The organism is Pullulanibacillus sp. KACC 23026, assembly GCF_029094525.1.
Taxonomy (GTDB): Bacteria; Bacillota; Bacilli; order Bacillales; family Sporolactobacillaceae; genus KACC-23026.
The window spans coordinates 2,679,292-2,705,739 of record NZ_CP119107.1; the positions used below are offsets into that span (position 1 = coordinate 2,679,292).

General features: G+C 40.4%; 26 protein-coding genes. 8 read left to right on the forward strand and 18 right to left on the reverse strand.

Going from position 1 to position 26,448, the window contains the following annotated elements:
* Nucleotides 1–252: 252 nt before the first annotated feature.
* A complete protein-coding gene (locus tag PU629_RS12470) occupies nt 253–1,509 on the forward strand; it encodes a beta-ketoacyl-[acyl-carrier-protein] synthase family protein (protein WP_275280397.1) in 1,257 nt (418 codons plus the stop codon).
* A gap of 246 nt (nt 1,510–1,755) precedes the next feature.
* Here PU629_RS12470 and PU629_RS12475 read toward each other — a convergent pair whose 3' ends face one another.
* Nucleotides 1,756–2,349: a YdeI/OmpD-associated family protein gene (locus PU629_RS12475; RefSeq protein WP_275280398.1), complete on the reverse strand. Its 594-nt coding sequence runs from the start codon at nt 2,347–2,349 to the stop codon at nt 1,756–1,758.
* A 218-nt stretch (nt 2,350–2,567) separates the two neighbouring features.
* Between PU629_RS12475 and PU629_RS12480 the strand changes: the two genes are divergently transcribed.
* Entirely contained in the window at nt 2,568–3,209 is a 642-nt protein-coding gene (locus tag PU629_RS12480; RefSeq protein WP_275280399.1) for a cupin domain-containing protein, read from the forward strand.
* Nucleotides 3,210–3,878: 669 nt separating this feature from the next.
* Here the strand turns inward: PU629_RS12480 and PU629_RS12485 are convergent.
* The 9 genes from PU629_RS12485 to PU629_RS12525 all read right to left on the reverse strand — a co-directional run bounded on the left by PU629_RS12485 (nt 3,879) and on the right by PU629_RS12525 (nt 12,887).
* Nucleotides 3,879–4,859, reverse strand: coding sequence for a metallophosphoesterase family protein (locus PU629_RS12485; protein ID WP_275280400.1), 981 nt, complete (start codon nt 4,857–4,859; stop codon nt 3,879–3,881).
* A 605-nt stretch (nt 4,860–5,464) separates the two neighbouring features.
* Nucleotides 5,465–6,793 carry a glycosyltransferase family 4 protein gene (locus PU629_RS12490; protein WP_275280401.1) on the reverse strand — a complete coding sequence of 443 codons (1,329 nt, stop codon included), beginning with the start codon at nt 6,791–6,793 and terminating at the stop codon, nt 5,465–5,467.
* A gap of 66 nt (nt 6,794–6,859) precedes the next feature.
* Nucleotides 6,860–7,840 (reverse strand): hypothetical protein, encoded by a 981-nt coding sequence (locus tag PU629_RS12495; protein ID WP_275280402.1) that lies wholly within the window; start codon nt 7,838–7,840, stop codon nt 6,860–6,862.
* Between the two features lie 58 nt (nt 7,841–7,898).
* Nucleotides 7,899–9,089, reverse strand: a complete 1,191-nt coding sequence (locus tag PU629_RS12500; protein WP_275280403.1) for a glycosyltransferase family 4 protein — start codon at nt 9,087–9,089, stop codon at nt 7,899–7,901.
* Between the two features lie 51 nt (nt 9,090–9,140).
* Nucleotides 9,141–9,968: a WcbI family polysaccharide biosynthesis putative acetyltransferase gene (locus tag PU629_RS12505; protein ID WP_275280404.1), complete on the reverse strand. Its 828-nt coding sequence runs from the start codon at nt 9,966–9,968 to the stop codon at nt 9,141–9,143.
* A gap of 141 nt (nt 9,969–10,109) precedes the next feature.
* Nucleotides 10,110–10,835 carry a glycosyltransferase gene (locus PU629_RS12510; protein ID WP_275280405.1) on the reverse strand — a complete coding sequence of 242 codons (726 nt, stop codon included), beginning with the start codon at nt 10,833–10,835 and terminating at the stop codon, nt 10,110–10,112.
* A 50-nt stretch (nt 10,836–10,885) separates the two neighbouring features.
* Entirely contained in the window at nt 10,886–11,512 is a 627-nt protein-coding gene (gene cysC / locus PU629_RS12515; RefSeq protein ID WP_275280406.1) for an adenylyl-sulfate kinase, read from the reverse strand.
* Between the two features lie 333 nt (nt 11,513–11,845).
* Entirely contained in the window at nt 11,846–12,433 is a 588-nt protein-coding gene (locus PU629_RS12520) for a hypothetical protein (protein WP_275280407.1), read from the reverse strand.
* 175 nt (nt 12,434–12,608) lie between these two features.
* Entirely contained in the window at nt 12,609–12,887 is a 279-nt protein-coding gene (locus PU629_RS12525) for a hypothetical protein (RefSeq protein ID WP_275280408.1), read from the reverse strand.
* Between the two features lie 207 nt (nt 12,888–13,094).
* Between PU629_RS12525 and PU629_RS12530 the strand changes: the two genes are divergently transcribed.
* On the forward strand, nt 13,095–13,331 hold the full coding sequence (locus PU629_RS12530) for a hypothetical protein (RefSeq protein ID WP_275280409.1): 237 nt from the start codon (nt 13,095–13,097) through the stop codon (nt 13,329–13,331).
* Nucleotides 13,332–13,468: 137 nt separating this feature from the next.
* On the opposite strand, the gene lepB is transcribed toward PU629_RS12530, so the two are convergent.
* From lepB to PU629_RS12550, 4 genes are all read right to left on the reverse strand, one after another.
* Nucleotides 13,469–14,047 (reverse strand): signal peptidase I, encoded by a 579-nt coding sequence (gene lepB, locus PU629_RS12535; protein WP_275280410.1) that lies wholly within the window; start codon nt 14,045–14,047, stop codon nt 13,469–13,471.
* 289 nt (nt 14,048–14,336) lie between these two features.
* A complete protein-coding gene (locus PU629_RS12540) occupies nt 14,337–14,462 on the reverse strand; it encodes a hypothetical protein (protein ID WP_275280411.1) in 126 nt (41 codons plus the stop codon).
* Nucleotides 14,463–15,220: 758 nt separating this feature from the next.
* Nucleotides 15,221–15,346, reverse strand: coding sequence for a hypothetical protein (locus PU629_RS12545; protein WP_275280412.1), 126 nt, complete (start codon nt 15,344–15,346; stop codon nt 15,221–15,223).
* Nucleotides 15,347–15,582: 236 nt separating this feature from the next.
* Nucleotides 15,583–16,638 carry an NAD(P)/FAD-dependent oxidoreductase gene (locus PU629_RS12550; protein ID WP_275280413.1) on the reverse strand — a complete coding sequence of 352 codons (1,056 nt, stop codon included), beginning with the start codon at nt 16,636–16,638 and terminating at the stop codon, nt 15,583–15,585.
* 508 nt (nt 16,639–17,146) lie between these two features.
* Between PU629_RS12550 and PU629_RS12555 the strand changes: the two genes are divergently transcribed.
* A complete protein-coding gene (locus tag PU629_RS12555) occupies nt 17,147–17,371 on the forward strand; it encodes a spore germination protein (RefSeq protein WP_275280414.1) in 225 nt (74 codons plus the stop codon).
* A gap of 591 nt (nt 17,372–17,962) precedes the next feature.
* Here PU629_RS12555 and PU629_RS12560 read toward each other — a convergent pair.
* Together PU629_RS12560 and PU629_RS12565 are read right to left on the reverse strand one after the other, a co-directional pair.
* Nucleotides 17,963–18,979 carry an SDR family oxidoreductase gene (locus PU629_RS12560; RefSeq protein WP_275280415.1) on the reverse strand — a complete coding sequence of 339 codons (1,017 nt, stop codon included), beginning with the start codon at nt 18,977–18,979 and terminating at the stop codon, nt 17,963–17,965.
* Between the two features lie 128 nt (nt 18,980–19,107).
* The gene (locus tag PU629_RS12565; RefSeq protein WP_275280416.1) at nt 19,108–19,299 is read right to left on the reverse strand and encodes a hypothetical protein; all 192 of its coding nucleotides are present in this window, start codon (nt 19,297–19,299) and stop codon (nt 19,108–19,110) included.
* A gap of 258 nt (nt 19,300–19,557) precedes the next feature.
* Between PU629_RS12565 and PU629_RS12570 the strand changes: the two genes are divergently transcribed.
* Nucleotides 19,558–19,893 carry a L,D-transpeptidase gene (locus PU629_RS12570; RefSeq protein WP_275280417.1) on the forward strand — a complete coding sequence of 112 codons (336 nt, stop codon included), beginning with the start codon at nt 19,558–19,560 and terminating at the stop codon, nt 19,891–19,893.
* A gap of 165 nt (nt 19,894–20,058) precedes the next feature.
* On the opposite strand, the gene PU629_RS12575 is transcribed toward PU629_RS12570, so the two are convergent.
* Together PU629_RS12575 and fabF are read right to left on the reverse strand one after the other, a co-directional pair.
* Nucleotides 20,059–20,775, reverse strand: a complete 717-nt coding sequence (locus PU629_RS12575) for a ribulose-phosphate 3-epimerase (protein WP_275280418.1) — start codon at nt 20,773–20,775, stop codon at nt 20,059–20,061.
* A gap of 380 nt (nt 20,776–21,155) precedes the next feature.
* On the reverse strand, nt 21,156–22,394 hold the full coding sequence (fabF, locus tag PU629_RS12580) for a beta-ketoacyl-ACP synthase II (protein WP_275280419.1): 1,239 nt from the start codon (nt 22,392–22,394) through the stop codon (nt 21,156–21,158).
* 126 nt (nt 22,395–22,520) lie between these two features.
* Between fabF and PU629_RS12585 the strand changes: the two genes are divergently transcribed.
* The 3 genes from PU629_RS12585 (at nt 22,521) to PU629_RS12595 (ending at nt 26,092) form a co-directional block, all read left to right on the forward strand.
* Complete coding sequence (locus tag PU629_RS12585) at nt 22,521–23,366, forward strand: helix-turn-helix transcriptional regulator (RefSeq protein WP_275280420.1); 846 nt, start codon at nt 22,521–22,523, stop codon at nt 23,364–23,366.
* Between the two features lie 198 nt (nt 23,367–23,564).
* The gene (gene lplA, locus PU629_RS12590; RefSeq protein WP_275280421.1) at nt 23,565–24,554 is read left to right on the forward strand and encodes a lipoate--protein ligase; all 990 of its coding nucleotides are present in this window, start codon (nt 23,565–23,567) and stop codon (nt 24,552–24,554) included.
* An 89-nt stretch (nt 24,555–24,643) separates the two neighbouring features.
* Entirely contained in the window at nt 24,644–26,092 is a 1,449-nt protein-coding gene (locus PU629_RS12595) for a TcaA 3rd/4th domain-containing protein (protein WP_275280422.1), read from the forward strand.
* Nucleotides 26,093–26,448 lie beyond the last annotated feature (356 nt).

Sequence of the window (26,448 nt, forward strand, 5' to 3'; positions counted from 1 at the left end):
AAAATACAGTGTAATCCTTTTCTATTTTTTAAGACAATTATTTCGACTTATCTTTATTTAACAATTGAAAAAAAGGACAACTGAAGACGTCATTTTTTAAGAATCCTTTTACATTTAATGCTATACTCGAAAGACGGATAATGCACCTAACTAATTTTTCTAGAAAAGGAGTACAAGGTGAACGATTCGTTTTATAAACGAGAATAAATGTTTATTCTAAATAGTGTATTAACAACTAAGGAGTGTTCAACAATGGCAAACCAACCACGAATTGTTGTGACAGGTCTCGGAGCTGTTACACCTTTTGGAATCGGAGTCGAAACATTTTGGGAGAAAATCATTTCAGGACACTCCGCTGTCGGCAAAAATGCGGATGAAGCACTCTCGCAATGGGCGCCTGTGGTCGCGCAAGTACCAAATTTTGACCCATCTAAATATCTGGATTCCAAACTCGTTAAATTGACGGATCGATTTGCGCAAATGAGCCTGATCGCCGTTAAAGAAGCGTTAGAGGACGCGAATCTATCGGATGCTTCTGTCCTTAAAGACTATTATTCTACTGATAGAATTGGTGTCTCCATTGGCTCAGCCTATGGGGGAATCATTACATTAGAAGAAGCCAGCACACGTCTTGCAACAGGACAATCAAGAAAAGTCAGTCCCCGGCTTGTACCAAAATCGATTCCCAATGCGGCGGCCGCAACTATTGCAAAGGAATATGACTTGCATGGGCCCGTCATGACTTATTCCACTGCCTGCGCTTCATCCTCCAACGCGATTGGGGAAGCGAGTTATTGGCTGCAATTAGGGAAAGCTGATCTTGTATTAGTCGGCGGTGCTGAATCCTTATTTACTCCCGTTATACTAGCCGGTCTTAGATCTTCACAGGCACTCGCTACTAACGGACCGGATGATTTCAGCACATGGAGCCGCCCTTTTGATCAAAATCGCCAGGGCATGGTGATGGGAGAGGGTGCGGCTATTTTAGTGCTTGAAACTCTCGATCACGCAAAAGCACGCGGAGCTAAGATTTATGCGGAATTGGTTGGGTACGGGACAACCAATGATGCCTACCACGAGACTTCTCCAAATCCTTCGGGAAAAAGTGCCAGCCTTGCTATGCAAAACGCCCTTAAAAGCGCCCAGCTTTCAACAGAAGAGATCGGCTATATTAATGCACATGCCACAGCCACTCCTGCGGGAGATCGGGCAGAATCTGCTGCCCTAAAGGAAACATTCGGAGAGGCATTAGACCATATTCCAGTCAGTTCTATAAAAGGTGCCATTGGTCATCTATTAGGAAGTGCTGGTGCCATTGAAAGTCTAGCCTGTATTAAAGCGATGGAGACAAGCACTTTACCTCCTACCCTGCATTGTGAGAATAAGGAGGAATCAGCCCCCCATGATATTATTCCCGACGTGGGACGCGCACAAAAAGTGGAGACGTCTTTGAGCAATTCCTTTGGGTTTGGCGGGCAAAACAGTGTTCTTATTTGGAAGACCTTATAATTAATCCTTACTATAAATAACCACAAGGAAATGAACTTGCCGTTTCTTAGAAAGAGGGTCCCTTAGAGGCTATTGCCAATGGGACCCTTTTTTCTTTTCATGCCCGTAGTTTCTTTTGGTTGTCTGTTGAATGCCTTCCTATCAAGCCAAGAAAGGTAAGATTGAATGGAAGGTGATCAAAAAGATGAAACAAGAGAACCGTCCCCGCGATCCAAAAAAGCGGAACAAGAGAACCGTCCCCGCGTTTCAGTCTTTTAGTCCTTTGCCGTCGAGGATTTGTTGCGTATATTTTTCGATTCGGGATTGCCGGGTTTTGGTTTGTTTGGGTCCCGAAAAGTAGAGGATGTAGGCTCTTTGGCGTCCTGGGGTCAGTGCTTCAAAAGCCGTTTTCAAGCTCGGGATTTCATCAAATTTAGTTTGAAGTTCTTCAGGAATGATGTAGTCGTCATGCTTTTTTAAGGGGACTTCCAAACCTGCTTTTTCAACCTCGATCGCTTCTTGAATATAAGCTTTTATAGTAGGCTCTAATTCAACGATTTCTTGCACCACCCGGAATCGAAGTTGGCGTGCTGCTTGGACATTTTCTGTTTGTTGAATTAAAAGTTTATGAGAATCCTTTAACAGAGCTCCTTTGTGGAACAGGAGCGCACAGTAATCTTTAAATCCATGGATTAAAACAACATTTTTGTTCTCATACGTGTAACAAGGATGCATCCACTTAAATTCTTCGGTCAGCTCACAATCAAGAACAATCTGCCTCAGCTTGATATAGGCTTCCTTCCATTTTTTGGACTTACATAAAAAGTCATCCACTTTAGGATTCAAATCTCTTGTTGTCATCTCGGGAACACTCCTTTTCGATTGATCAGTTTTAGCTTCGCTTAACAGGAACTATTCTTTACTTGTCCTCATGATCCAGTACTTTTTAATTGAAAGATTATCGGTTCATTCGAATCGGATCTAAAAACTAATAAATGGCGTTCAGTCACACCAAATTATGTAGAAGTACATAACATGCCTATATGGCTTCATGACTACAAATGAGGTGAAAAAAACTTATGGTTTCCTATATAGATTACACGTCCCCATCCACTCAATTCACGTTTGACCTTAACAAAAGTCCCTTTTTCCAAAAAGATAGCAGAAACTACATTAACATACTAGGTATTGAACAGGTGAATACTCTAGAAAACATATCCCTGTTAGATATTTTCCTAAGTACGAACAATGTTATTGAACCGCATTATCACCAAAATGCCGCTGAACTTGTCTATTGTATATCGGGTTCTGCAACCGTCTCGATCTTCAATCCTTTTACAAAACAAATCCTTAATTTCACGATCACACCAGGGCAAGTGGCAAACATTCCTCAAGGATGGTGGCACTATGAAATCGCTTTAGTTGATCGCACTCATCTCTTAGCTATATTCGATGCCCCCACTCCAGAAGTGATTCTCGGCTCTGATATTTTGAAATTCACGCCTGCCAATATCATGGCTCATACGTATTGTATGGATGAAAATCAATGGAAGCAAGCGATTGAACCAGTTAAATCATCAACCTATATCGGCCCATCCAAAGACTATGAACGACTGATGAAACACACTTCTTACTCTAATATAAATCAACCTTATCAGGAAGGCCAAACAGTTCACTACTACCCGGCTGCTCCATACATGCAACCGTATCGGCCATCATAAGGGTAACGGAGATAGCCCGTATTCAGGGCAGAGCTAGTTTTATTTGTCTCATTGACTTTTTAAAAAGTTTTTTTGGCAGACTAAATGACTTTCAAGGATTGCGAATATAAAGAAGGTTCTTCCGCGAGAGGAATCTTTTTTTGTTGTTTAGAAATTATATAGTTCTCGACTTGTAGATGCCCCGCCATTAAAACACCGCTTTCAAGCAATGAAATGACCTCGCTTTCTCCGGGCACGGCTCCTACTTGGAAACCATCATGAACTCGCTACCAAGAGTTTACATCGTGCTGCTTGCGTAAAGTATCATAAATTATAAGAATTTTACGCAAAATCACTTGATACATCATCTTCAATAGCTTTAACTCCTATTCTAAAAAAAGAATAGTGAGTGGAATTCTCGATACGCCTGCGGAATAACGGGCGGCAGAGACCCCAAAATACCCAATACAAGTGAGGAGGCTCAGCCGTTCGTCCGCGGCAAGCGAGAGGATTTCCACATCGGTTAGACAATCGCTCATTTTTGTTTAAGGTTTAAACAATAAACAGGATCAGAAAATCATATGGGTTAAGTCTTTACTTGGGAAGATTTGATTCCTATCAAACTTTTGTAATTTGGTGTGACAGGACGAAATCCCTTCCTGTCTATTTTCAGCATCACTAGGCTGCTCTTCATTGAACACCCTCTTTGATGATCGATTTTGGAAGTGGGACTCTCACTGTGTAAGAATCGATCCACTTTTTATTAGTAAAATCGCGACCTGTTACAACAACTCGATCCTTGTACACTTTAACAAATAACCCTTCACTGTCACCAATTAACTCACCAAATGGCGTTACAGGGTTTCGGACAGAGGCATCGTTAAACATGGTAAAGTGATTTTGGTACATCGTGTAAGGTTCATTTTTCAAAGTGATGTGACTATGACCTGAAAAGAAAATCACTTGCGGAAAGTGACTGAGGATCGTGACCAGCTTTTCAGAATCGACAATAGTTCCTTGCTCACTTCCGGCCACTGTATGAGGGATGGGTTGATGCAAGAAAACAAAGGTCGGTTGATCCTTTGAAGTTTCTTTTAATTCATGGTCGAGCCACTGTAGTTGTGTATCAGAAAGAACAGCAGAATCAAGATTGTTCCAATTGGTGATCCGAGACTCTTCTGAACCTAAAACAATAAAATGATAGCCCTTAATCACTTTGTCATAATAGAGGCTTGGCATTCCTGTATTCCTTATGAAACGATTTATACAGGCCTGTTCAGTTACACCGTTTGGAAAGGTACTTTTGCTAAATTCTCCCGTAGGTAAGCGGTACGCGGAATAAAATTCATGATTCCCCATAGCAAACAGCGTATTCTGAGGATGAGGTGTTCCATATAAAATCTCTTTCAAAACATCATAATCCGTTTGCATTCCTGTATGAGTCAGATCGCCATTCATGATTAGCATATCCATTTCAGGGTTAATCGAATGGAGATCTTGAAGTGCCTGTTGAAGTTTGATTTCTGCTTGTTCATCATCAATTGGATTTCCGCTGTTATCTATCCTTGATTGCAAGTGAATGTCACTGATGATACCGAAACTCATGTTCGGCTTCTCATCAATGGCATAGGAAACGGTTGAAAACCCCATTATATATGACACAACCGCCACACTGATCACACTCAACCTTTTAATCCGTACGATTGCAACCCACCCCTATCCTTATCATCTTTGATTTTCAAAGTAACCCCCTAATTACCAAATAGGATGACCATTTTTTATCTAACTATCCTTCAATGGATGAGACTCTGATAACTTCAAAAACACACACACCAAACAGCAGCAAAAAGTGAGAGACTTTTAGTTAGTGAAACCCTGATTAAAGAGAATATCTCCTTTTTACTAGGAATAAACTGATTTTATAGTAGAAGGATTTAATATAAGGCTATGTTCCTTGATCTGTCTTTACTGTCTATGGGGGGAGTGGTTGACGATTAATATCGATAAATACATTTGGTTACTCTTTTTTCCGATCTTTTTATTTATAATAGGCACTTGTCTTTTAATAGAACGACAGATTCCCGTTTACCTGTACTTATGTATAGTCCCTATTCTTCTCATCTACTTGAGACTGGTTCAACAAAAATGAGCGCCTTGAATTTAGGCCGCTACCTTCTCGAAATAACATCATGCTGGTTTCAGAAAAAACTGGGAGGACAGACCTCCTAGAGCGGTTAGTCACTTTAGCAGTGTTCTGTCCCCCCCGATAGGCAAATTTACTTTTCGAAAAAATGGATGGTATTTGGATCTGGAAGTTTATAATGGTCAGGCAGGCAGAACGTGTTAAGGTATTTAAAGAATCGATTCGGTGTTCGGCTTCTCTTTTGCTTATCCTCTACGCGTTCTGTTAACTTACTTTCCCTGAGTTCATCACTATAGATCGTCATGATAGAATCCGTCATTCTATTAATAGACCAATGGTTTTCAGCCCATTGTTTGCTCATTTCAGATAGGGCCTGCTTTCGTTTCTCATCTTTCATGAGCTGCTCCAACGATTTGAACAGCGCCTGACTGTCTGAAGGTGAAATTAACAGACCTGTTTCCCCGTGTTTAATCATTTCTGGAATGCCTCCAACCTTCGTTGCAATAACGGGAAGCCCCATTGATTGTGCTTCCATAATTCCATAAGGGAGATTTTCGGTTAAACTTGGGAAAACACATAGATCCGATTCCGCTAATAAATAAGCAATATCCTTCTCATTATCTAGAATTTGGACATGGTCTTCTAAATTCTGTTTTTTTATAGCCTGTTCAATAGAAGCTTTTTCAGGGCCATTGCCGGCTAACAGGCAAAGCCAATCCTGTCTCACTTTCTTAAGCATGGCTAATGCTTCAATGAGAATAAAATGCCCTTTTTCTTGAACAAGGCGTGCTGGGTAGATGAGTTGCTGTTTCCCCTCTTTTTTGAATGGGTTCTGTTGCCGTTTAGCCCTGTTCCTCAAGTTAGTAATGTCGATCCCGCTGTGGAGGGTCACTACTTTTTCAGCTAAATCCTTTCTATTTTTAATCAATTCTTGTCGCAGCGCTTCTGAAGGGGCTAATGTGAGATCACTGACCTCCATGCTTCGTTGCTCCAGGAATTCAAAATACTGTTTATCTCTAGGATTTCGGCTTATTGTAAAGTCATTTTTAAAAGTGGAATGCAGAGTTGAAATTAAGGGGGTATTCGGATTTTTTATACGCGATAAAGCAAGCGTAGAGATCGCACATTGGGCGTGGATAACGTCATATTGGTTTAGATCAAACAGGGCTGCTGCTAACTCCATATTATATTTCATTTTTTCAATATTACGGATAAAGTGTGTGGTCATATGATTCTGTTTTTTGTAGTAGGTGGTTAGGATTTTATGTGAAAATTTATTAAGCATTGATAGATCCACGATACGATCCGTGTTCATCATGTAATACCCTTGTTGCGAAGGATGCAAGGCCATAATTTCAACCGTATGACCCTTGTCTCTTAGACCCTTACTGAGCTGATTAACATAGGTTGAAACGCCGCCAATATGAGGAAGTATAGAGTGAAAAGCCACTAATATTTTCAATAGATATCCCCGCTTTATTTGTCAAAGTCCGTTTAATCGGATCCTGTATCCCTCTTTGGATCTCAATCATTCATTCTCCTCATGTAAATGAATCGAGAAAATACTATTAAGGCCATGACTTTCTAAGGGCAGCTGCCATAACATTTTTTTATTTTTTAAATCATAACAAGCGAGTCGTGTCGGCATTGCCCCATATTCTCCTTTTCTCACTTGCTTACCCTTTTCGTCTACATATTGAGTAGGTCGAAGTCTTGAGAAACCGACAATGATTGTATGATCATTCAACACAAGAATTCCCCTGCACCATCCAATTGATTTAGGTGTCAAAGAGAATGATTTGAGGTCATATTGAGCTTTAATTTTTTGGTTCTTAATATCGGCAATGAACACGGTCCCATCTACTCTAGTAAAATAAATCGAATTACCCACCACAATTCCATCGTGTATGAGCCTTTCCCCTATTTCAATTCGTTTTGAGGGATTCGTCAAACAGATGGCATCCTTTTGGAGACATCGAGTCGCCCATACATCATCCCCCACTTGAAACACGTAATTAGGGTGGGACTGATGGGGCTTCGTTGTCAATACTTTACGATAATCAACTGACTTTGAAAATCTCTCCCAAGGATTCTTTTGTAAGACATTCCACACACCTAATATTTTTCCTGACAAATCGACATTGAGGACCATATCTAATCCTGTGTTTACCACTAATAAAGAGCCGTCTTTTGCCGGACAAACATGATGAACATCATTGAAAAGAGGTAACGAAACATAATGCAAGAGATTAAAATCAGGTACTGAATAAATCAAAACCTCTGTTTGAGTACACACATATAATTGGTTATCAATCAGAGTCCCTGCTTTAAATAAAATGGAGGAATCGGAATCAGGAGTCACTTCGGGAGGTGACTGATAATTTAAACAGGGTTTTATTTCGCGTGTCTCAAGATCGATCTTAAGAATCACGCCTTTTTGATACTGTTTCCACTCTTCTTGGATTCGTCCTTTTTGCTGACCCCCTACAACATACAAATATTTAGCCAATCTTAAACACCTCATTGTTAAAATATTGTCGATCAAACGAAAATGAATCGGATTTCCACTAAGATTTGGTATAAACTGAAATCGTATCATTAATCATTCGTTCTAAATCCCAAGCTTTCATGGCAAACTTTTGTGCATTTGATCCTAAAGTATCCCTTAATTCTTTATCGTCCAACAGCTTTTTTAAGTTAACATATAATCCATTACTATTTTGTCCCTTTGACAATAGTCCCGTTTTGTTGTGTGCAATCATTTCAGGAATCCCCCCCACATTAGTTGCGACAACGGGTTTACCGGCCAATTGACCTTCCATAACCGCATACGGTTGATTTTCCTGTAAACTAGCTAACACGACAATATCAGATTTCTTCAAGACGGCCGGGACATTACTCTGATAACCAAGAAAGACAACATGTTCATCTAAGTTAAGCTCTGCGACTTGTTTTCTCAACTCATTTTCTAAGTTCCCATCACCAATTAGCCAGCAAATCCAATCTTCCCTGTCCTTCTTCAGCTTTGCCAAAGCCTCAAATAGGTATTTATGGCCCTTAACCTCAGTTAGTCTTGCCGGGCAGGCAATCACGGTTTTATTAGACGAAGGAGGTAGGGTAACCTGTTCTTCCATCTTTTTATTAAAAAGATTTAAATCAATCCCATGATGGACAACCGACAGCTTTTGTTCAGGTACCGAATACGAATTGATAAGGAAGTGTTTCATCCATTCCGATGGAAGAATCCATTGATCGCTTGAGTTTGCAGCTTCTCTGTCATAGCTTTTTGAAAACTCCCATGACTTAGACTCATAAGACAACCCCTCATCCAGTAATTTATTATAGATAGGAGTTCCATGAACCGTCCCTATCAAAGGTGTTTTCTCAGGTTTTATGAATGATAACGCATAAGCGGATTGAAGGTCCTGTGCATGGATGACATCATACTTCTCTAATCCAAAATAGGAAGCCACTTCTCCATAAATATAACGGTCAATTTCAGCCTGTTTGAAGTAAGCATCAATTTCCCCTAAGTTTTCGATCCTTTTTTTGATATTTGGTTTTAGATTTTGATATAATTTTGTTATATCAAACTCATGATTTCTATTATTTAAATAAAATCGAAAAAAAGAGTCGGTTCTTGCAAGAAGGTCCACTTGATGACCTTTACTTTCAAGTCCTTGTTTCAATTGTGTAATATAGGCAGCAACCCCGCCGATATTAGGGTATTTGCCTCGATGTGCAATTAAAATCCTCATATAACTCCTCCCTTTTCAAAACCATGGTAACTATCCATCCACTCTCTCTATCTACAAGTGCTCATACAACTGTTTATTTTCTTTCAAAAACTTAATATGTTCAGCAATGTGTTCATGGAAATTCAAAGGTATATTGTGTAAAGACGAATATTTATCCTCAGGTTTCGCAAAAGTAAGATTCAGATGCTTCATGACACTTGGATAGATCGGTAATATATACCTCCTAAAATCTGTATGATGAACAACATTGGTTAACTCATCAGCAGGCAGCCCTAATTTTGCAAGAATTTTCTTTGATACATAACGAATAATAGGGAAATTAGGGTGGTTCACAGTAAAAAATAAATGGACGTTTTTATAATAGCGTTCGATAAAATCATCTAGAGTCACATCCAGATCATTTGAACGCTTCTTAAGCTCATTCAAACTCAATTGAACATTTTTTTGAAGTTCTTCAAATGTATAAAAGTTCTCATCGGATACAATGGAAATAATGTCTTCATCACACTTGCCTTGTCTTAGTAAATGAATGATATTTTTATCGGCATAGGGCTGAATCCCTTTGGCAAATTGAGGATGATAGCCTGTAAAATAGGACACGGGGATCGTCATGGTTTGACATTTATCAGGTAATTTTTCCAAAAGGTAATCTGTTGCAAGATAAGGTCCATACGTATCACTCACTTTTTGATAAATAAACAGATCACAATCGTTCAGCTCATTTAATTGAGCCTCAGTTAACCCCGTCTTACGATCGCAAAGATGAACGGGCGGGACCTCGATCATCTTATAAAGCTTTCTAAAAGATTTTGACGACATCAAATATTGTCTTATGGGACCAATCTGACAATTTCCATAAACGATACACTTCTTTTTCATTTCTTATCCCCCATCAACAATTAGAAGTTTTAACATTGTAAAAACGACAAGCTTCACCTTTAGCGTATTCATGACTAGTCAAGCTGACTTGTATTTCAACCTAGTAAAAGACAAAATAGTTATTCATCGCATAGGAGAGATTCAGAAATGATCGATTAGTTCGTAGAGATCCGCTTCTTTTATATTTTTGATCCATTGACTTCTTTTTTTAATTTGGAATTTCTTAGCGTCTGAGGTATGATGACCCGTTTCTTGATAACGGATATAAACATAGTTAGATTTGGATAAGGAGTACATTTTCATGTTTTGCTGAAAACAAGCCTGCTGAAAGAGACTATCCTCCCCTACATTGACATGAGGAAACCGAACTTTTTTAAGAATCGCTTTTTTAAAAACAAGACTTGCACCGCTCATAAAATAACGAGCCTGATAATCGGCATCATTCGCTGGAATCCATGCCAACTCTTGATGAGGGTTATATAAATAGAGTTCATCCTCATCTTTGAAATAAATATAAAAACTGCATTTACCGACAAGATCCGCTTTTAAGCTAGTGATCGCTTGATAAGCTTCCACTAAATAAGTTGGCCCATAATAATCATCGTCATCAAATTTGGATACCGTTTCGTAAGCAGCTGCCTGTATCCCATGATTTAAGCATTCTCCTAAACTCACTGTCTCTTTGAACTGAAACAGTTGATAGCGAATGTCATAAGAATCTACTAAGACTTTAACTTGTTCTAGATCCACCCGTGTCGTGTTTAGAATAAGAATGAGTTCCTTTTCCTCTAGCTCCTGCCTTGTAAAATTTAAAAGAATGTTGTTCAAAAAGGCCGGACGTTTCGTGCATGCCACAACTGATATCATCGATCGTCCTCCTTTCAATCACATAAAGGGTTAAGCTCGTTCTTACACCCTTATATCTTTTCTTCATTCTTTTCCACCTTCAATAGTTTTTTCTCCTCAAGCAGGTTCAGAATCTGATTGGTGCATGCCTCAAGGCTATCGGCTTCCGTATCTATAACCAACTCAGGTGCTGCAGGTGGTTCATAAGGGGCATCAATTCCGGTAAATTGCTTGATCTCACCTTGACGCGCCTTTTGATAGAGGCCTTTCGGATCTCGTTTTTCACATGTGTCCACTGAACATTTCACGTATATTTCGATAAATTCATCGGGATTAAGCAGCTCTCTTATAGCGTTTCGATCAGACTGATACGGGGAAATAAAGGCCGCCAACACAACAAGACCCGCATCAACAAATAATTTAGCAACTTCACCCATACGACGAATCGACTCTTTACGGTCAGAAGGAGAAAAACCTAAATTTTTATTAAGGCCATGACGACAATTATCCCCGTCTAAACGATAACAATGGATCCCCCTATCCACTAGTTGTTTTTCAACTTCAACTGAAAGTGTTGATTTCCCTGATCCAGATAATCCGGTAAACCAGAGCACATAGCTCTTATGTCCTTTTTGATGTTGCCTGACTTTTTTTGTAATATGCCCCTTATGCCAAGTGAGATGATTCGACTTCTCCATAGGTTATCCCTCCATTCTAGTGTTAGTTTAATAGAAGAGGGGTCATTAAAAAGGCAAGAAAAAATGAAGCAGAGTCCTCTGTAGACAGAGCTAGAAATCAATCATTCCTCATGGTTTCTTTTCAAGATCATACAAAAGGGATCGTCCCTCTTAACCCATTTGAAAGCCTCCTATGATCCACTGCCTCTGCCATGAAGCCTTCAAGCAAGTTATCCCCTCAGTAACAATAATTTCTAAATCAGTTAGCGAGAAAACCTCTAAAAGGGGAAACCCAAGAAGAGATCCTCTCTCTTTTTTGTGGTGACAGGACGAGTGATTAAGCGTTGGATAGTGTTAACCGACAAACGCAACACTTTCAACTTTTAGTGCATCGACATAAGTGACTTCACCTGTTGGAAGGGATGAGTTTGTGACTAATAAAATGACATAGGCATACCTTTCATTAAAATCAATGAGTCTTCCTTCAATAACATCACCAGAATCCGTCACGATACGAATTTCAGTACCCAAGCTCAGTTCTTCAAATAAAGAAACTAGACTAGAAGAGGCATCGAAGGCTTCTTCATCACAGTCGTCTTTTTTCTTGCAATCTTTTTTGTGATCATCGCAGTCGTCTTTTTTCTTGCAATCTTTTTTGTGATCGTCACAGTCGTCTTTTTTCTTGCAGTCTTTTTTGTGATCATCACAGTCGTCTTTTTTCTTGCAATCTTTTTTGTGATCGTCGCAGTCGTCTTTTTTCTTGCAATCTTTTTTGTGATCGTCGCAGTCGTCTTTTTTCTTGCAATCTTTTTTGTGATCGTCGCAGTCGTCTTTTTGATTGAGGACGCAGCACGCATCATTTAAATAAAAACGTTTGCTTAGAGAGTATTTTTTGACATCATCAAGAATAGAGATTAATAAGTTCCGAGTGTTTTCATTCATATTATGAACTCTCCTTTTTATGATTTATGGCATAGTTTTTACCAAATTATTCAATATACAGTTAAGTTCTTGTACTCCAACCTAGTATTTTAAAAATTGGTTTTATATCCAGCTTTTCCTATCACCACTAAAATTGAAAGGGCCCCAATTGTTTGGGACCCTTTGTATCTAGCGACTAGGATACAAAACTTAAGCTTTCAATTTTTGTGACATCAACAAAAACAACTTCTCCTTCTACAAAAGGCGACAAAGTTCCCGGCACGCTAATTTCAATATATGGATCCCCAACTAGTCTAATAAAAGTTCCTGTAATGATATCGCCAGAGTCCGTTACAACACGAATCGTCACACCAGGGCTAAGTCTTTTAAAGATTGGCAACAAACCAAAGAGATTTGTTGAATTATGATCGTGATGATGGTGATGATGGTGATCTTTATGAGAGTGTTTACCCAAAGTTAATCTCTCCTTTTAATTTATTTGGTCTTACAAAAATAAGCTATTCATCGTGATTCTTTTTATCTTGTACACTAACCTACTAAACTTAAAAAATAGTTATTTATCTCAATCGTTGAATTTTAATAAATATAAAGGGGAAATTTCCGCAACAGTTCTAATTGATGTAACTGTCAATAAAATTGGAAGTGAAAGGGAGTGTTATCGATGAAATTAATTGACATTCGATCTTACAAAGTGGATGAATTGGAACAGGAATTGCGAATTTGTTCGTCCAGACGAAATGATGATGGAGAATTAGATGTGGGAATTGATATTTGGAAGCGTGTGAATGGCACGTGGACCTATTTAGGAAGAAGGTATGGCTATGATAAAACACCGATCCAACAACCTGAAGAGTGGCAAGAAATTGTGAAAAAAATAAAGGAAAGCCACTCCAATTAAACGATGGCGATTCTCGACTAAAAAAGGTTTTCAAAGCATCCGTAGCCTTGAAAACCTTTTTTGATTATTTGTTAAGGCGTTTATCTAAGATCGTTATGTTCCAATGGTTCAAGACAAAAGGATGAGACGACCGCGACTTAATAGAGAGATAGTTCATTAAACGGATAATATCTTAAACTTACTTTGCCGACGACTTGACTCATGCTTACAAAACCAATCATCCTGCTATCTTCACTTACGCTCCTGTTATCCCCCATTACCCATAGCTTGCCTTTTGGAACCCTCATTACAAAGTTTGTACTTTTTTCTGTTTGCAGAGAGAAATTATTGGTGAAATAGTTACCTGGGTTCTCCTCTTCGAATTTTTGTTTATATTGATTTAAATACGGTTCTGAAATCTTTTTCCCATTTCTATATAGCTGATCATTTTTATATACAATGGTATCTCCAGGTAACCCAATCACTCTCTTCACATAATCCTCAGTGGGCGTGGCGTGGAAAATAATCACATCTCCATAATGAGGTGAACTAAAATCATAAACCATTTTGTTTACAATTAAGCGATTATTATTTTGGAAATTAGGCATCATCGAAATGCCATCTACCACATAATTCGTCAAGAAAAAATGCCTGACAATAATAGCGAGTAAAATGGCAATAAGGAGAGCTCTAACCCAACTCCAAAATTCTCTTTTTTTTGATACTTTCTCTTCCATGATCCTTATTTCCCCTCTTCTTCAGGCGCTTCCTAACTTTTCCATAATCATTATAGCATAAATAGATGAGCCATTTTTAAACGATTTATGAAAGGATCAGAACCCATTAGCACTTTTTAATTGATTTTGGCGTTCATCCCCTTGATGAACGCCATTCCGGCTGCCTCACTCCCTCTTTTTGGCGTTCATTCCCTCGATGAACGCCCTTCCGGCTGACTCATCCACTTATTTTGGCGTTCATACCTTTGATGAACGCCCTTACAGCTGCCTCACTCCCTCTTTTTGGCGTTCATTCCCTCAATGAACGCCTTTCTTGCCTGCTCTCAACCCTATTTTGGCGTTCATCCCCTCGATGAACGCCCTTCTTGCCTGCTCTCAACCCTATTTTGGCGTTCATCCCCTCAATGAACGCCATTCTTGCCTGCTCTCAACCCTATTTTGGCGTTCATCCCCTCTATGAACGCCATTCCGGCTGCCTCACTCCCTCTTTTTGGCGTTCATCCCCTCGATGAACGCCATTCTTGCCTGCTCTCAACCCTATTTTGGCGTTCATCCCCTCAATGAACGCCATTACAGCTGCCTCACTCCCTCTTTTTGGCGTTCATCCCCTTGATGAACGCCATTCCGGCTGCCTCACTCCCTCTTTTTGGCGTTCATCCCCTCAATGAACGCCATTCCGGCTGCCTCACTCCCTCCTTTTGGCGTTCATCCCCTTGATGAACGCCATTCCGGCTGCCTCACTCCCTCTTTTTGGCGTTCATCCCCTCAATGAACGCCCTTACAGCTGCCTCACTCCCTCTTTTTGGCGTTCATCCCGTCGATGAACGCCCTTACAGCTGCCTCACTCCCTCTTTTTGGCGTTCATCCCCTCAATGAACGCCCTTACAGCTGCCTCACTCCCTCTTTTTGGCGTTCATCCCCTCAATGAACGCCATTACAGGTGCCTCCCCCCCTCTTTTTGGCGTTCATCCCCTCGATGAACGCCCTTACAGCTGCCTCACTCCCTCTTTTTGGCGTTCATCCCCCCGATGAACGCCATTCTTAACAGCTCTCAACTCTATTTTGGCGTTCATCCCCTCAATGAACGCCATTCTTGCCTGCTCTCAACCCTATTTTGGCGTTCATCCTCTCGATGAACGCCATTCTTGCCTGCTCTCAACCCTATTTTGGCGTTCATCCTCTCAATGAACGCCCTTCTTGCCTACTCTCAACCCTATTTTGGCGTTCATCCTCTCGATGAACGCCCTTCTTGCCTGCTCTCAACCCTATTTTGGCGTTCATCCCCTCAATGAACGCCATTCCGGCTGCCTCCCCCCCTCTTTTTGGCGTTCATCCCCTTGATGAACGCCATTCCGGCTGCCTCACTCCCTCTTTTTGGCGTTCATTCCCTCAATGAACGCCCTTCTCAACTGCCTCACAACCCTATTTTGGCGAATTTCCACAACAAGCAAAATGACACGGCCATGTTAGCGTGTCATTTAACTAGGCTTATTCAGTTATGAAAAGGCTCCTATCCCTTTTAAAAGCTTTACCTCTTAACGATTAATGTGCTGCCATTCGACCCCTCTTTTTAAAATCCGAGGCAGTTTTCCTGTTAACTCCACGCCGCTAACCATTCCAAAGCCATCCTTCTTGCCTAATGTTCCTAATACCCCTTTATTTTTGATTGGCTTAATACGAATGGGCTTTTTTCGGTTTATGAGATGATGTAAAATGATCGCGACTTGCGAACCTTGTTGCTGGGCGATTTGAGCACTTGGGGGAAAGGGGGTTGATGAACAGTCCCCAATCGCAAAGATGTTGGGATAATTTTGGACACGGTTTAATGAATCAATTTTGAGGCGTCCCATTTGATCCTTCTCCTCCATCAACCCTCTGACCACAGCATTAGATTGAATGCCTGCTGCCCACAAAATCAAATCAGCTTCCTCTCTTAACCCATTCCGATATACGTTGTGCTTTCCAATAAACTCAATATTAGAATGGGTCAGGACCTCAATATCGTGTCTCTTTAACCAATCACTAGCATAGTTTTGTATTTTCTTAGGAAGTGTCTTTAACACCTGATTCCCTTTCTCATAAATATGGATGTTTAAATCCTCCCGGGACTCTCTTAATTCACTGGCAAGCTCGACACCGGTCAATCCTCCTCCGACAATTTTGACAGTCCCATAAGGTTTTGTATTCAATAAGGCAACCGATGTTCTTCTCGTTTCCTCTATCGTTTGGATACTTCTTGCATAATCGCGGGCTCCTTTGACTAGGTCAAAGCGGTCTTCAGAACCCAATGCAATCACTAAATAATCAAATGAAATGCGTTGATTAGAGGTTTCTACCCATTGTTGTTTCAGGTTGATTTGTTTAACCTCATCATAAATTAGATCTAATAGTGGATGTTTAGGGAAAGAGACACGGGTCTGGTAATCAGCAAGAGTCCCTGCTGCCAGAGCATAATTTTCCGTTTTAATCGTATGAAAAGGCTGTCGATCAATGAGCGTCATACAAAAAGGCGCTTTAGATTTCTTAGTCAAGAGCCTCTTTACTACCTCCAGTCCACCATATCCCCCACCTAAAACGACAATGTGAATCACATAAAATCCTCCTTGATGCCTAATACGTGAGGTGCAGCCCTTATGTCCATAAACTCATCGTATCCATCCACACCCAGTCGTTTATCTTTTAGGACAATTGAAGACATACAGATCCCTTTCACCCTATGACTTTAATATATATTTCTTAGAATGGTGGTTTATGACTGATACCGCTCGCAGTATAAAGGCATTAGAGTTTGTCGTTAGTTGAAAGAGACTCCATCCTATTTAAAAGAGATTAGGGGAGTCTATCAACGTGATTTAACACGTTGACACGGTTCAGCTAAAAGCTCTCTGGACTCTTTTAAGGACAATATTTTGTTTTTCGTTAAAACCAACTATACGAACAGTTGTTTGGTTGTTTTTCCAAATATAAGTACTTCATTCTTCAACCTCTCGCACACTTTTCTAAAATTTTTGTACAATAGAAGAGAGGCTAAATCTGCAGAACGACAATAGTCCGTATTCGTTTCATATTTTTTATCAAATTAAAGTAGGTGCTTAACTGATGCCTTCGTTTTATTTTAATCCAATCAAAATTGACTCTATAGGCTCTGGCGCTCAAGTTAACTTTGGAGATGTCTTGAATATTTCACCTAAAGCAATGTCCAAATCCATCTCGGGATCGGGAGCATTTGAAACGGGAGATTTCCAGGTTCATTATGAATGGTTCAGTCTAACAAATACGATTGATTCAGATGGCTCAGATCAAACCATTGCAGCCAATAATTGACATTTTCCATGATACAACTGAAATCAATATAAGGTGCCCACGACGACCAAATAGATGGGGAAAAACGGTTTGCTGAAGAGGAAATTCCATCCTCTAACGCGGTTCTTTACTATTAAACCTGCCACTTTTTCCAACCAGTTACATTCAACGAACAAGCCGCTAACTTATCCTTCTTCCTTATGACAAAAATCCTAAATTCTATCTCGACTTTTTTTAAAAGTAATCGTGTTTCCTCTTCAGCAAACCGCTAGTATCCAGACAAGACAATTAAGAGGCTGGGGCAAAACGAAACTAACTGACTTAAATTCCGAACACTAAATGTTTATAAGGACAGAAACCAATAGGAAGTGCAGTCAAAATACGGAGACTCCTACGGGAACAGCACGTGTCCGAAGACCCCGCAAGCAAGTGTTTTCCTTGCTGAAGAGGCTTGGGTCGTGCCCGCAGAAAGCGACGTATTTTGACTAGCGTTTCATAAATGACTTAACTTATAAATGAAAAACCGAACTTATCACATTAAAAGGTGTGAATAGGTTCGGTTTTTTCTATTCGTCATCTACTTCTGCCCCAGTCTCTTGATTTTTGGAGATTTTAACCTTTTAACCGTTCGATCGTATCCTTTAAGGCTTCAATAACCCGATCGCACCAGGCATCAAATTCTGGATCCTCAACCTGATACTCAGGGTGTTCCAAACAATAGCGAATCGTTTCTTTGACGCCTTGGTCAAACCGCGTCGTGGCTGTAAAACCAGGCACCAATCTTTTGAGTTTGTCATTTTCAAAGACAACGGTGTTTGCTTTATCGCCAATTAAACTACCTTTAAAATCATAGTGACTGCAGGCATTTAAAAATTCAGAAGCCACATGGACAGCGTTTAATTCAACGCCTAAGGCATCGGCAATCGTTTGATAAACTTGGTTCCAAGTTAGTGATTCATCAGAAGTGATTTGAACGGCTTCTCCGATCGCATGACTGTTACCCATTAGACCAATAAACCCTTTGGCAAAGTCGCGATTATGTGTCATCGTCCAAAGAGACGTCCCATCACCGTGAATAATGACGGGCTTGTGCTCCATCATGCGCTTAACGACTTGCCATGATCCCTTGTTCCCATGCACCCCTAGGGGAACTGACCGTTCATCATATGTATGACTTGGTCTTACAATCGTAATTGGAAACCCGTTGTCACGATACTGCTTCAATAAGTAATCTTCACAGGCAATTTTATTCCTTGAATACGCCCAATAAGGATTAGCTAATGGCGTTCCTTCTGTTATCCGGTAATCGGATAAAGGCTTTTGATAAGCGGATGCCGAGCTAATAAAAATAAATTGTTTGGTTTTACCATTAAATAAACGGAAATCGCGTTCTAAATGGGCCGGCTCAAAGGCTATAAAATCAGCCACAACATCAAACTCATGCGATTCGATTAAGTTTGCAACACGTGCTTCATCGTGAATATCCGCTTCCAAAATGGTCGCCCCTTCAGGCAATTGACTGTTCCGATTTCCACGATTGATCAAATACAACTCACAATCCTGCTCGAGTAACTGCTTCGTGATCGCCGTGCTAATAATGCCTGTCCCTCCAATAAATAGCGCTTTCATTTTTTTTACGCACCTCCTATTCTGAATTTTACCACAAGCCTGACCGTAACACGCAACTAATAAGTTAGTAACTTAAAAGAACGCAAAGCAGCTCTTTCTTCATCCTACTCTACGTTCCTTTGGTTGATTCAAATTTTCTTAAATAGAACGGCAATGCCATGGATAATGACTAGAAGCGCAAAAACAATAACGGCTAATACTCCGATAATGTTTAAGATAGGATCGAGCCCTGCAAGAAAAGTCCCTGAAGCCGATACACGAATGAGTCCAAAACCGGCAAGCATACATGCGAAGTACAAGAGCCACGGTTCTCTGAACATACTATCCCCTCCATTATAGTAATTACTAGTAGTCTATGAAGGGGCTTGGCAGATCGTGTCCATCTTTTTTAAAAATAAGTATACTGTCCTTTGAACTGGACCAGAGAGTTACTTGACTGCTTGCATTCATCAACAACTCAAGCGCTTTAATGGGTCAGAATGGAAGTGTCGTAAAGAAATCCAATGACACGCTCAGGGATAGCCGTTAATCACTCCCTTCTCTTTGACATACAATTAACTAACAAGGGAGTGACCTTCATGGTGAAATGGATCAATGTGTCGACGCTGCGACATGAATTGAAACTTTTCGATGGGAATCGGTTGATTAAAACTTACCCCGTTGCGATTGGCAAAATGGTAAGTCCGAGCCCTTATGGATCTTATACCATCATTAACAAACAACCCAACCCAGGAGGTCCATTTGGTGTTCTTTGGATGGGACTTTCCAAACCGCATTACGGAATACACGGAACCAATGATCCTTCTTCTATTGGTAAAAATGTTTCGCACGGCTGTATTCGAATGTACAACGAGGATGTTCTCGATCTCTCCTCAAGAGTTTCCATAGGAACTGAAGTTGTGATTCATCATTAGCGCGTGAAACGAAAAAAAAGACAGCTGAATGCTTTGGCAAACAGGCTGTCCTTTTGTGACAAGGATTGAAACACTCGGCTTTCCCTAGTAATACACACTGATGAGACTTATAGAAAGCCACACAGAGGCAGTCGCCAAGCGTTCTTATCTTTCACTGTCATCACTTCATTTTAAGCTAGGCGTTTCTAGAAATTCTTTAAATCTTCTTCTTGAAACAGGGTCCTCCGAATGAATCGCCTTTTTGGCAAGCTGGATCGCTTCTTCATAATTATCCGCATGATAGATTCCTGTACCAATAACGACGCCGTCAGCACCTGCTTCTGTATAAATGGAAGCATTATTCGGCTTCATCCCACCATCAATCACGATGGCAAGATTCGGATTCACCTGGTTTGCCCGCTCTCTTAATGCCTTAATCCGGTCGATGGTTTCTGGTGACGGTTTCTGCCCCCCAAACCCAATCGTTATGGACATTAATGTGATCGCATCAATCGCTTCAAGAACCTCGTCCGATAATTGGCTGAGGTCTGTTTCCTTTAATATCGCAACTCCCGACAGCAATCCTCGAGATTTTATGTAGTTGATCAGAGATAGCGGATCCTTTGTGGCTTCCAAGTGAAACACAACTTGGTCTGCTCCAGCATCACAATATTTTTCTACATGATCCTCAGGACGACTGACCATTAAATGAACTTCAATGGGTAATTTCGTTATATTTCTTATTTGTGACACGGTTTCAGGACTGAATGTTGTTCTTTCAACAAAATCCCCGTCCATAATATCAATACTAAAAGCATCAACCCCTGCTTGGTCGACGTCTTGAATTTCCTTTGGTAAGTGATCCCAATCCGCATCAAGGATAGACGCGAGAACTAATGCCATACAAAAAACCTCCTAAAAATAATCAATCAAGTAAAAAAGAGTCATCACGGCCACGTCCATTCTAAAATGCCCCGCTATAGAACGAGGGCCTAAAGCGACAGCCTTCATTTCTTCTACTTAAAAATGTGTGAGTGGCCTGTTAAACTTTTATAAGGTATAAAAAAACACCAAATTTAATTTTACGCTACTCCTTATAGGTAGTCAATCAAACTAATGGTCAACGAGAAAACTTGCTCATTAATAGGATCTCTTCTTTCGTTTATTTTAAACAAGTCTATTAGTATCAAGACACTCGACTTCATAATTTTTAAAATCGTTAGCCAAGGTCTTAAAACTTTTAAGGCGCCTTCCCAAATGGAAAGACGCCTAATGATCATCACTTATTCCTCATATTTTTTTAGAACGATAACAGCATTGTGACCACCGAAACCAAACGAATTGGACAATCCGATCGACACGTCAGCTTGGCGGGCAACATTCGGTACATAATCTAGATCACATAACGGGTCACTTTGCTCTTGGTTAATCGTTGGCGGAATAACCCCTTCCTGAAGCATCTTGGCTAAAGCAATCGCTTCGGCACCGCCTGCTGCTCCGAACATATGTCCTGTAACAGATTTATTAGCGGTAATAGGAATCTGGTAGGCCTGCGCGCCAAACACTTCTTTGATCGCCTTGGTCTCAAGCTGATCCCCTAATTCTGTACTGGTTGCATGGGCGCTGATGACATCAATTTGTTCAGGACTTAATTCTGAATTTCCTAGCGCTCTTTGCATAGCAAGAATGGCACCTTTCCCCTCTGGATGCGGGGCTACCATATGGTGGGCATCCGAGCTCGAACCATACCCAATAATTTCTCCATAGATAGTCGCATTTCTGCGCTTCGCATGTGTTAAGGATTCAAGGATTAAAACCCCGGCCCCTTCCCCCATTACGAAACCGTCTCGATTGCCATCAAATGGGCGGCTTGCTTTGTCTGGTTCTTCATTTCGGGTGGATAAGGCTTTTGCATTACTAAAACTTGCTAGAGAAATATCGGTTATGGCAGCTTCGGCACCGCCGGCAAACATAAGATCAGCTTCACCGTAACGGATCACCTTAAAGGCCTCACCAATAGCCGTATTTCCAATTGCACAAGCAGAAACTGGTGATAAGGACGGTCCCATTGCGCCCCACTTAATACTAATTTGGGCAGAGGCGGCATTGGCAATCATGGCTGGAACGAGTGTCGGACTCACCCGACTCGGTCCTTTTTTCCGAATAATATCGACATTATTAATAAGTGTTTCTATACCGCCAATACCGGATCCTACGTAGACACCAAGCCGTTCTAAGTCGATCTCTTCGTTATTAAGCCCCGCATCTTCCCATGCCTGTCCGGCAGCCGCCATAGCAAATTGGCAAAAACGGTCTAAACGCTTGGCCTCTTTACGACCTAGAAGCTCTTCTGCGTTAAAATCTTTCACAAGCCCGGCAATTTTAGTTTTATGATTCGAAACATCAAATGTATGTATATCAGAAATACCCGGACGACCTTCCACAAGATTCTTCCAAAAGGTTTCGACATCGTTTCCTATTGGTGAAACAATTCCCATTCCAGTGATTACGACTCTTTCCACACTGGTCCCTCCTAACAAATATAGTTACTAATTATTTTTACACGAGCATTATCCTATTACAAGTTGTTAGTTATCCTAGTATAATTACTACTAGGATGTTCGTATGATGATAGGAGAATGAAAGAGTTGAATAATCAAATGCGGTTAGAGGCACTGTCTGCCTTTTTAAAAACAAAACGAGATAATACGAATCCACAGGCTGTTGGACTTCCAACGGGAGCGCGAAGGCGTACACCCGGACTAAGAAGAGAGGAAGTCGCTCAACTCGCTGGAGTCAGTACAACTTGGTACACCTGGCTTGAACAAGGCAGAGACATTAAAGTGTCAGCTTCTGTCCTAGAATCCATTGCCAAAGCCTTGCAGCTAAATAATGATGAAAGAACTTATTTGTTTGATTTAGCAGCAGAAGTCAATCCCAAGGTCATGGAGCCTGAACATAAGCCGATCCAAATCCCCCCTGCTTTAAATAAAATTCTTTCTGAATTAACCACTTGTCCGACTTGCATCACGGACAAACATTTTCAGATTGTAGGCTGGAATACAGCCGCTGCCCATGTTTTTTTAGATTTTAAAGAAATCCCTTGGGAGCAGCGAAACCTGATTCGATTATTGTTCACACGAAAAGAATTAAGATCTCTAGCCGTCAATTGGGAGCATTTTGTCAAAGGCTTTCTCGCTATTTTTCGCGTTTATTACGGACATTATGTAGGAGATGAATGGTACAATCGGTTTCTTGATGAAATGACGACGCTGCACCCCGAGTTTCAAGCCTTATGGCAAGAAAGCCAAGTCAGTATCGCCCCAGAAGTTCAAATTGAATTCCGGCACGCTAAAGCTGGAAAAATGCTTTTCAATATGACCTCTCTCCAAATACAAGGTGACAGGGATTTAAGATGCAGTGTCTTCACCCCTTGCGAAGACTCCGCAACAGAAACCAAACTAAAACGACTAATGAAAAAGAACGACCAGTAAGTGGAACGCGGCGGTTGGAACGCGGGGACGGTTCTCTCGTTTCAAAAACATGAGCCCCGTCTCCCCTTTCGTTGAAGGGATTCTGTTACAAGTATGAGCTCATTATTAGTATACTTATTTTAATGATGATTTTCGGACGAGACGACCATTCGAATGAACCCCGAGTGAACGCGTTCGTTATTTAGGAGGATTTTTCCTGTGAAATATATTGATAATCTAGATCATATGGATGCCACGCTTAACTTGGCTCTTGAAGAATATATCTTAACACAGCTCGATATTAACGAGACGTATTTGCTTTTTTATAGCATGAGCCCAACGGTCATCGTCGGTAAAAACCAAAACACTTTTGAAGAGATCAATATGGATTTTATTAAAGAAAACAATATTGCGGTGACAAGAAGGCTATCTGGTGGAGGCGCCGTCTATAACGATGAAGGGGATTTAAGCTTTAGCTTTATCACAAAGGATGATGGTGACAGCTTTCATAATTACCGAAAATTTACGGAGCCAGTGATACGCGCCTTGCATCAAATGGGGGTCCAAGCGGAACTTCAAGGCCGCAATGACTTGGCTGTTGGTGATAAGAAGATTAGCGGAAATGCCCAGTTTTCGACCCGTGGACGCATGTTCAGCCATGGTACCCTGCTCTTTGATGTCAATCTAGAAAATGTCGCTCGTGCCCTTAATCCAGATGCGGAAAAATACTTGTCAAAAGGCATTAAATCCGTACGAGCACGCGTCACGAACATTCGTGAACACTTGAATAAAGAAATGACGATTAAAGAATTTAAGCAAACACTGCTCCGCTATATTTTTGAAGGTGAAGAAGAAATCCCTGAATACAAGTTGACTGAAGAAGATTGGCAGCATGTTCGGGAAATTCGGGATCAGCGCTATCGTAATTGGGATTGGGTCTACGGAAAATCACCGACATTTAACGTGAAACAGAAGCACCGTTTTCCATCAGGCACTGTCGATGTCCGTTTAAAGGTTACCAAAGGCATGATTGAAGAGGCCAAAATTTACGGTGATTTTTTTGGCGTCGGCGACATTGAAGACATCGAGAAGCGCCTCATCGGTGTTCGCTATGATCGTGAAAGGATTGCCGAGAGACTCAGTACCATCGATGTCGAGTATTACCTTGGTAAAATTTCAAAGCACGATCTATTGGGTATGATGTTTTAACTAAGAGTGAAACAAAGGGACGGTTCTCCTGTTTCAGAACTACGAGAAATGCCTCTTTATTTCGTTCCAGAATAAAGGGGTTCTTGAAGATGCAAGATTTAAAGAAAGTTAAGAAGCAAGGCTGGAATTCTAGATATGGATGGCCGGCTACCTTGTTAGGTGTCATTACTATAGGCTTTGTTCTAATTGTTAGTGCTGGCTGCAGCCGAAATCAAAGTCACTCTAATTCATCGAATTCAAACGCAATAAATAAAAATTTGATAGAACGCTTTGAAGCAGATATACAATCCGGCAAATCAGCAGATCTGAAAGCCATCCTAATACCTGAGAATTCAAATATGACGATCACCGATCAAACCATTCAGGATCTAATCCAATACGTAAAGAAGCATCCCGATTATTTAAGACAACAAGTTTCAATTTTGAAAGAACAAGAAAAAGTGGGTCATGCCATCGATTTAAGATTGGCTAAAGCGTCCTCTACCAAAAAGCAGCCTTCTAAAAAGAATAATCATGAAGAAAAACTAGACTTAAGCGTTCTAAGTAAGGGTGACTTTTCTTATACCCATTATAAGGGAAAACCCTATCATATTTATATGAGGCCCCATCAACTCCATCTTAATTTTAACAAACAAGGTATTAAACTTTGGATCAATGGGAAATCGTACCCTCTTCAAGCGAAGGCTCAAAGTTTTTCCCTGGACAACCTGCCCGCTGATCAATACACGATTAAAGTACAGAAAAAATACGACTATACGACTCTTACATCGGAGAAAATAGTTAATTTATTTAATAACAATAACCAAACTGCCCCTTCGTCAATTGATATTAATTTAACAGGTGCCGATTTCCATATCATTTCCCAACAAAAGAATGTTAACATTCTGATGAATGGTAAAGATTTAGGCTTGAAAGCCGATTATGCAGATCCAACAAGTATTGAGCCCGGACCTTTTTTCGGACCTTTCCCAGTTGATCAGAACATTCATATTCAAGGAGAAAAGACTTATCCATGGGGAATCAACAAAAGTAAGACCTATGTAATCACAAAAGATACCCTTGTCATGGATCTTGAACCCAGTCCTTTTTACAGTGACACTACTAAAAAACAAATTGTAAACACCATTAATACCTTTGCCAAACAGCGGTGGCAAGCTTTAACGAAACAGACTCCTTCTTTGTTAACGGTAGCGACTAGTTCGGCCAAACAAACGATCGAAACCGCGATTCAGAAGGACGAGGCACAAGGCGACTCCGTTATCGGCCAGCTCCTTGGTACAAAAATTGATTTTGACATGGCTGAACTCAACCAAGTAAGCTCGAATCAATATACTTACAGGATACTTGTTCAAATTCACACTAAAGAGGCAAAAATAAAAGGGAATAAACCTTCAGCGCAGTTAAACAATCAAAAGGAAGGCGTTTTCCTTACACTCTGCTATGACACAAAATTAAAAGCTTGGATCATCACCAAAATCGAGTCTGCCAATTATACAGATCGAACAAGTCCTTTTATAGTTAGTACAGACTTCAAATAGTTAGAATAGAAAACCTAGCGAACATATTAAATGTGGCAAAAACTTGTGCTAAAAAACGTTTTGATCTAGATTGTTTCATAAACTAACCGCCTTGGAGCTAACAGGCGGTTTTGTTTTTAGCTAATTCTCCAAGACACCTCTTCCAAAAGGTCCAATCCAACATTCTTCTTAAATGTGATCATCTTCCCCACATATATGACAACCAAAAACATCAACCTCCTATCAATCAAGGACGTTTATCGCCTCGCCTCGTTCCAATAAGAAATGATGTTATATTTTTTCGTAATTTAACGATCTTTAATATAATTTAAAGTTAATTGTATAAAAATATAGTTGTTATGATGGTTTGGACTAAA